Here is a 6,502-nt window from a genome sequence, read left to right as displayed (position 1 = left end):
GGCACCATCTGAGCCGGAAGGCCGGGCGTCGCTGGGGACGGGTCCTGCTGGGCCGGCTCCTGCTGCGCGAACGGGGTGGGGGACGCCTGCTCGGGCGATGTTTGCTCGGACGGGGCCTGCGGCTGCCCGGCGGACCAGTCGGGGAAGGCTTCGAGCAGCGCTTCGCGCCAGCGCTGCCGGGCCTCCGCGCCGAGCGTCGGAGCCGGCTCCCCCGCCGCTTCGCTCGTTACCGGATCCGTCGAGGCGACCAGCGCCTCGGTGATTGTCGGCCCGCGCGGCAGGCCGCCGAGGACGACGCTCCCGGAGACCAGGGCGGCGATCGCCGCGACCGATGCCGCCCTCAGGGCGAGGCGCCGAAGGCCGGCGTTCGAACGATGGCGTTGCGCCGGGAACAGCTCTTGGGCGGAAGGGGCTTCTGCGAGGGGGTCTCGAACCATGAGGACGGCGCCCGTTTCGATACGGATGCCGTCGATCCCGAGCCGCTGTCGCCGGACGCGTCCGTGCGTGCGGTCGGACCGGCACCCTCCCGGCCCGATCGGCCGAAAGGGCAAAAGGCCCAGCCTGCCCGGCTTTTCCGGGGCGGGATTATGGTTGACCGAGGATGAATCGTGGCGGTTCTCGGCCCTGATTCATCGCCGCGGCGGTGCGAACAGGCGCTGGTGCTATTCGCCGTCGATCTGCCGGCCCATCTGGGCGATGGCGCGCTGGTACACCGTGGCGGCGTTCCAGCCCTGGAGCGCGGCGAAGTTCGGCTCGCCGGGCTGGTAGCCGGCGCCGGCCTGCCAGCCGTGGCCCTTCAGGAAGTTCGCGGTGGAGCTGAGCGCCGCGCCGACGTTGTTGAGGTCGCCGGTGCCGTAGGTCAGGACGTTCTTCGGCAGGAACTGGGTGTGCCCGACCTCGCCATGCGCCGCGCCGCGGGTGCTGGACGAGAGCATGCCGCGATCGACGAGGGTAAGCGCCGCATAGAGCTGGTCGGTGAAGTAGGCGGACCGACGGCAATCGTAGGCCAGCGTCGCCACCGCCGACAGCGTGTTGACGTTGCCACGCACGGCGCCGAACCCGGTCTCCATGCCCCAGATCGCCAGGAGCGGCCCCGGGGGGACGCCGTAGCGCTGCTCGATCTGCGCGAACAGGGCCGCGTTCTGGCGCTTCAGCGCCCGCCCGCGGGAGACGATCGTGGTCGCGCCGCGCTTCGCCAGGAACTGGTCGAGCGAGAGCTTGAAGCTCTTCTGGCCGCGATCGGCCGAGATGGTGGCCGTGGAATAGTTGGTCTCGCGGAGCGCCGCGAGGCTCGCGGCGCTGGCGCGGCCCTGGGCCTCCTGGGCGAACTGAGACTTCCAGGCCTCGAAGCCGGCGGCCGAGTTGCCGCATTGGGCTGCCTCGGCGCCTCCGGCGAGACAGGCGAGCGCCACCGCGGCGACGGCCGCCAGTGTGCTGCGGCGCTTGGTGTCGGTCACGGAGATCTCCATCGCAAAGGCGGGGTCGGGCTGGGAAACGCGGCACGGTTCGGCCAGAACGGCACCGGGCCGGCTTCCCGGATTGTGGCTCGCTATGTAGCGGGCGACGCCGCCGGACATAACCCCAGGTTCGCCACCGAGGACAAGTTCATGAAGGTTGTTGCAGATCTGTGCATCGTGCCGATGGGCGTCGGCCCCTCGGTGTCGTCCTACGTCCGCGAGATCAAGGCGATCCTGGAGACGAGCGGGCTGAACGCCGAGATGCACGCCAACGGCACCAACATCGAGGGCGAGCTCGCCGACATCTGCCGCCTGATCGAGATGTGCGAGGCGCGCCTGACCGAGCTCGGCGTGCAGCGCGTGTTCTTCACGATGGCGTTCTCGTCGCGCCGGGACAAGGCGCAGACGATGGCCGACAAGCTCACCGCGGTGTCGTAGCCCGGCCCAGAGTTCCTCGCTCAGAGGTAGTGGCGGAACACCGTCTGGCCCACCGTGGTCTCGTGCTCCGCCGACATCAGGTCGGCGAGGCAGCGATAGGCCAGGAGCAGCCCGGCGGCGAAGGCGGCGAGCGCCAGGAGGAGAGGGCTCGCCAGGGGCGTCGCGGCGAAGGCGAGGGCCACGAGGACGACGGGAAGGTGCAGGAGCCGGGTTGCGGTCGTCATGTGTGCTGCCTCGCCGTCGTCAGGTCACCGATCGCACCGACGGTTAAGCACCGCGGATTGCACGAATGTTTCCTGCGCCCGACACGGCCGCGGCGTGGTGCTCCAGCGCACCTGGCCCTCCGCGATCGGCACTTTCCTGCCGATCGCGGAACGCCGACGGCGTTGCGATCCCTACTCGTCGTCGTCCGGCTCGCCGCGATAGCGCCGGCGCGGCGCGTCGTATTCCTCCGATCGACGCGTCGGACGGTCGTAGTCGCGGTCGCGCCCGCGGTAGCCCGAGCGGTCGTCCGCGCCATAGCCGCCGTATCCCCCGGAATTGCCGCGGCGGTTGTCCACGAGCTTCGGCGCATACCAGCAGCTCTTGCGCTGGCCGGGCGCCGGATCGCCGAAGGTCTGGGTGTTGCAGGCGATGACGCCGCCCTGCGGGAACGGGCGGCCGTTGGTCTTGCCCGGCACGCCGTAATACACGTTCGTCGGATGCGGCATCCGGCAGACGCCGCCCTCCTGCGCACAGGGAATCGTGTTCACGGTATCCAGCTGCGCCTGCGCCGGGGAGACGCCGGCCGCGAGGAGCCACACGGCTCCCACTACGATGCCCGCCGGAGCGGTGTTTGCCTTGCGCACGCTATGTCCTCCCTCTTCGGTCGACGGACCTGCCGGTGCCGAGTCGGCGGCCTGCCTACCACACCGCGCTGCCGACGCGCACAGGCCGACGAGAGGCGTGCGCCGACGGAAGCGGACGGCGGATCCGACGCGATCGATGGAAGCTGGGTTGAAAGTCGAGTGCCGAGCGAACGCGAGACGATCAGCGGTTCGTGGCGGAGGGAGCGGGACCATCCGCCTGAGGCGACCTAAGTCCTTGAACCACGGAGATCGTTGGGCTTTTCAGGCTTGATTTGGGGGACACATTGGGGGATTTGCTGGGGGACACCTTCCTCGTAACCCCCTTCCGGTCATGGCCTCGAACAAGCTCGGGATGCACCTCGAACGTCACGGCAACCGCATACGAGTCGTGATCCGCGTGCCACCTTCAATGGTCGCGAAAGTCGGCCGAACGAAGCTCAAGGAGGTGCTGAACACCACTGACCCGTTAGAGGCGGAGCGGGAGAAGGTGGACGTGATCCGGCGCCTTCGAGCGTCCCTTACGGGGAACAAGGCAAGCATCGTTAAGGCGGACCTTGTCGCTGAGGCGATGGAGGTGAAGCGCCTTCGCGACACGGGTGCGCTCCGAATGGACACCACCGGCCCTGAGGATGACGGATACGATCCTGAGGAAGATGCCTTCACCGAGACGGTGGACGCTATCGAGCGCCAACACGGTTACGAAGCAGCGCAGACCTTCGCCGCTGTCGCGCTTGGGGAGCACACTCCGCTTACCTCGCTGCTCGACCGCTGGTTTACGGAGAAGGCTTTATCGATCGGCTACAAGGACGACATCCGCCGGGCGCTCAATCGCCTTGAGGCATGGTGCGACCGGACGCGGACCAGCAAGGCGGTGGAGGCAATCACCCAACGGGTGGCGGGTCGGTACATCCACGACCAGTTCATCAGCCAAGGCGTGGACGTAACGACCGCGAACAAAGACCTCTCATGCCTCCGGTCCTATTGGCGGTGGCTGAGAAAGCGCCACGGCACCACCGAGAACCCATGGCTTGAGCAGTCCCTGGAGAAGCCGAAGCGGCGGCACGAAGGCGGGAACGGGAAGAAGCGACCATTCACAGACGCGGAGGTGTCTCGCCTCCTTGCGGGCATCCGAACGCAACGGGAGCGAGACTTTTCCCTGATGAGCGCCTTGAGCGGCTTCCGCCTTGAGGAGGTTGCGGGCCTAAGGGTTCGGGATTGCGCAGATGGATGCCTTCGGGTGACTGACGCGAAGACGGAGGCGGGCCTGCGGACCATCCCCGCCCATCCTGGCCTCACCGACCTGATCAACGCCCGGTGCCACGGAAAGGCGCCCGATGCCTTCCTGTTCGACGACCTCTCAGAGCAGCGTGAGGGATCGAAGCGCGACCGTTCAGCGCCTGTCAGCCAAGCCTTCACGCGCGAGAGAAGGCGCCTCAAAGTGGACGAACGCGCGTCTGAGGCCCAGCGGCAATCCAACGTGGATTTTCACTCATGGCGCCGCTGGTTCGTGCGGAAGGCTGTTGAAGGCATCGAGCGCGGCGTGAAGGGCTACACGCCTTGGACGATCGCGAACGTCGTCGGGCACAAGGCCGAGGATGGGACGCTCGACGGCGTTGCACTTCCCCTCGGCATGACGATGGGGCGTTACGCGGGCGCCACGTCCACCGAAGCGATGCGCGCCTGTGTCGAGGCCGTGAAGCTGCCTTAGCGACGTGGCGTTGCAAATTAGTTGCTTCTCACGGGTGCATAGATCGGAGCCAATCGAAGCAATGACTTAGCGCGCCACCACGTGTGGTGATCAGCGGCGACGCAGTAGACTTCTAGTCGCCCGCAGGAATACGCCCTTGATCAGCATGGGACCTCCCACGACAAGCACAACCGCTCGCGCAACGAAGCGAGCTTGGGGACTGCAACGTGATCAAGCTGTTCGGACTTGAAATCGAGTGTGATGGGCGGTTCTTCTTCGCGAGCCTAAGCGGCGTGGGGGAGGTGTGGTTCGAAAGACGGTCACGTCGCCGGGGCCGGCAATGGGCTGACTACGAGCGCGACCCTGGCACGCTGAGTGTCTACCTCGGCAGCACGTACCTCGTGTTTTGCTCCCCGTCAGCGGGCGCCATGGCCTGAGAACTACCTGACTGCCCGAAAGGCGCTCGCGGGCTTCCACGGCGATACCGTCGTAGCGGAAACGCTATCCACGTTATGAACAAGGCGCCGAAGTCGAAGGAAACATCCAAGTTGATTGGATTGGTCCGACTCGGGCAGAGTGAACGTAGAGGGGAGACGGGTTTGGAAGCCGCCTCCGGGCCGGTTTGGACCCGACCTTATCCTCTCGCTCGCGTCTACGCTGTGGATTGGACCCGCGACGTACACACGGTTGGGCGGGGAGGCGGTTGCCTTAGCGGGACCGGCCGCTTCCCCCTCGCGTGTTTAGACAACCTACTCCTTAGACCCGAACCGGTTAACCGACGTTAACCCTTGGTCCCCATGATCCACATCATTCGTGGCTTCCAGTTCTGTTCCACGTTCGTTCCGGCCACGCGCACCGTCAGATCACCGGAGCCCGCCTAGCGGCGCTAGAGGAGCAGCTCAAGGCGTTCCAACGGCGAGAAGCTCTCATCACCAAGCTCATTGACCACTCCAAGGAGGAGCTGGTCGAGATGTTCGCTGATGCTATGTAGACGAGTTAGGCCGCCCAACCCTCGAAGAAGTCCTCATCGAGCTTCTTGATGACCACCGTCCGGTCCTCCTGAACACTCACGTTGAAGCGCACCATTAACTCAGCGAGCTTCTCACCATCAATTAGGGCAATCTGCTTTTGGCTCGCCCTACCTGATCGTTGAGCCGCTTCGCTGAACCTTGCCGTGGTGATGAACACGCCACGCGTTGCACCCTTATCGTCCAGGGCGCCTTTGAAGGCTTGGATTTTCTCTGGGCCGATCCCGCTATCGCGGTCGTAGCATTTGGCCTGGACGTAGACTGGGTCTAGGCCAAGGGCATCCTGATGGATCACCCCATCAACACCGCCATCACCCCGGCCACCTGTATGGAAGGCTGCTTCGTCCCGCCCCCCGCCGTAGCCCATTGCCACAAGTAGACGGATGACAAGCTGCTCGAAGAAGCGCGCTCTGGTGGCTATGGGCTCAATGGCGAAGATACGGTCAAGGAGGTCGCCACGAAGTTCGGCCTCCAGTTCCTTAGCGGCACCGGTAATCCGCTCGTCTGGTGGAGCAATAGCTACTGCGCTGTCGAGCTTGAGCACCTCCGCTACGGGCATCGTGATTGAAGCCGTAGGTGCATCACCTGACGCGCGGAGCTTGGTCTTTGCGAATGAACGAAACTCCTCGAAGTCAGCCAACACGGCGTTATCGATCCGCTTCAACCCGCGCTTCAGCACCTCAAGGCCGCGTCCGCTCGCACGAAAGACGCCCCTTCGTGGCTGGTCCAACAGCCCCGCCTTCGCGAGGTAAGTCTTGGCCCAGTGCGCCCGGTTGTTGATGAGACGGATGCCGCGCCCGCTCGGCAACAACTCGGCCATCTGATCAGGGGAAAGGGAGAACTCGATTGCGATGCGTTCGACAACCTTCGGAATGGTCGTCTCGCCTTCGGCTGCGATCTTCAAGACCGGCAACATGAGGGTTTGATAGTCTGGGAGCGCGGGCAAGGCGATGTCCGGTCTGGCGCGAACTGGAAGGCTGGCAACAGCCCACAATCTGATGACGTATCAGGATACGGCCGGCACGAAATGACTCACCGTAAAAA

The 6,502-nt window shown here is 65.4% G+C and carries 7 protein-coding genes and 1 pseudogene; 3 read left to right on the top strand and 5 right to left on the bottom strand.

Features of this window, described 5'->3' with window-relative positions:
* Positions 1-437 (bottom strand): annotated as a pseudogene (locus FV229_RS06240) (hypothetical protein); the annotation flags it as partial.
* Between the two features lie 225 nt (positions 438-662).
* On the bottom strand, positions 663-1,430 hold the full coding sequence (locus FV229_RS06235; protein ID WP_238271984.1) for a lytic transglycosylase domain-containing protein: 768 nt from the start codon (positions 1,428-1,430) through the stop codon (positions 663-665).
* Positions 1,431-1,607: 177 nt separating this feature from the next.
* On the opposite strand from FV229_RS06235, the gene FV229_RS06230 reads away from it, so the two are divergent.
* Positions 1,608-1,895 carry an MTH1187 family thiamine-binding protein gene (locus tag FV229_RS06230; protein ID WP_147751128.1) on the top strand — a complete coding sequence of 96 codons (288 nt, stop codon included), beginning with the start codon at positions 1,608-1,610 and terminating at the stop codon, positions 1,893-1,895.
* Between the two features lie 20 nt (positions 1,896-1,915).
* On the opposite strand, the gene FV229_RS06225 is transcribed toward FV229_RS06230, so the two are convergent.
* Positions 1,916-2,119: a hypothetical protein gene (locus tag FV229_RS06225; RefSeq protein ID WP_147751127.1), complete on the bottom strand. Its 204-nt coding sequence runs from the start codon at positions 2,117-2,119 to the stop codon at positions 1,916-1,918.
* 171 nt (positions 2,120-2,290) lie between these two features.
* Positions 2,291-2,743 (bottom strand): hypothetical protein, encoded by a 453-nt coding sequence (locus tag FV229_RS06220; RefSeq protein WP_238271959.1) that lies wholly within the window; start codon positions 2,741-2,743, stop codon positions 2,291-2,293.
* Between the two features lie 331 nt (positions 2,744-3,074).
* Here FV229_RS06220 and FV229_RS06215 point away from each other — a divergent pair, with 331 nt between their 5' ends.
* Together FV229_RS06215 and FV229_RS06210 are read left to right on the top strand one after the other, a co-directional pair.
* Positions 3,075-4,451, top strand: a complete 1,377-nt coding sequence (locus FV229_RS06215; RefSeq protein WP_147751126.1) for a hypothetical protein — start codon at positions 3,075-3,077, stop codon at positions 4,449-4,451.
* Positions 4,452-4,657: 206 nt separating this feature from the next.
* Entirely contained in the window at positions 4,658-4,867 is a 210-nt protein-coding gene (locus FV229_RS06210) for a hypothetical protein (RefSeq protein WP_147751125.1), read from the top strand.
* 559 nt (positions 4,868-5,426) lie between these two features.
* On the opposite strand, the gene FV229_RS06205 is transcribed toward FV229_RS06210, so the two are convergent.
* The gene (locus FV229_RS06205) at positions 5,427-6,404 is read right to left on the bottom strand and encodes a restriction endonuclease (RefSeq protein WP_210246588.1); all 978 of its coding nucleotides are present in this window, start codon (positions 6,402-6,404) and stop codon (positions 5,427-5,429) included.
* Positions 6,405-6,502 lie beyond the last annotated feature (98 nt).

This window comes from Methylobacterium sp. WL120, assembly GCF_008039465.1.
In the GTDB taxonomy this organism is placed as follows: Bacteria; Pseudomonadota; Alphaproteobacteria; order Rhizobiales; family Beijerinckiaceae; genus Methylobacterium; species Methylobacterium cerastii.
This window is presented reverse-complemented; position numbering and strand designations above follow the sequence as displayed.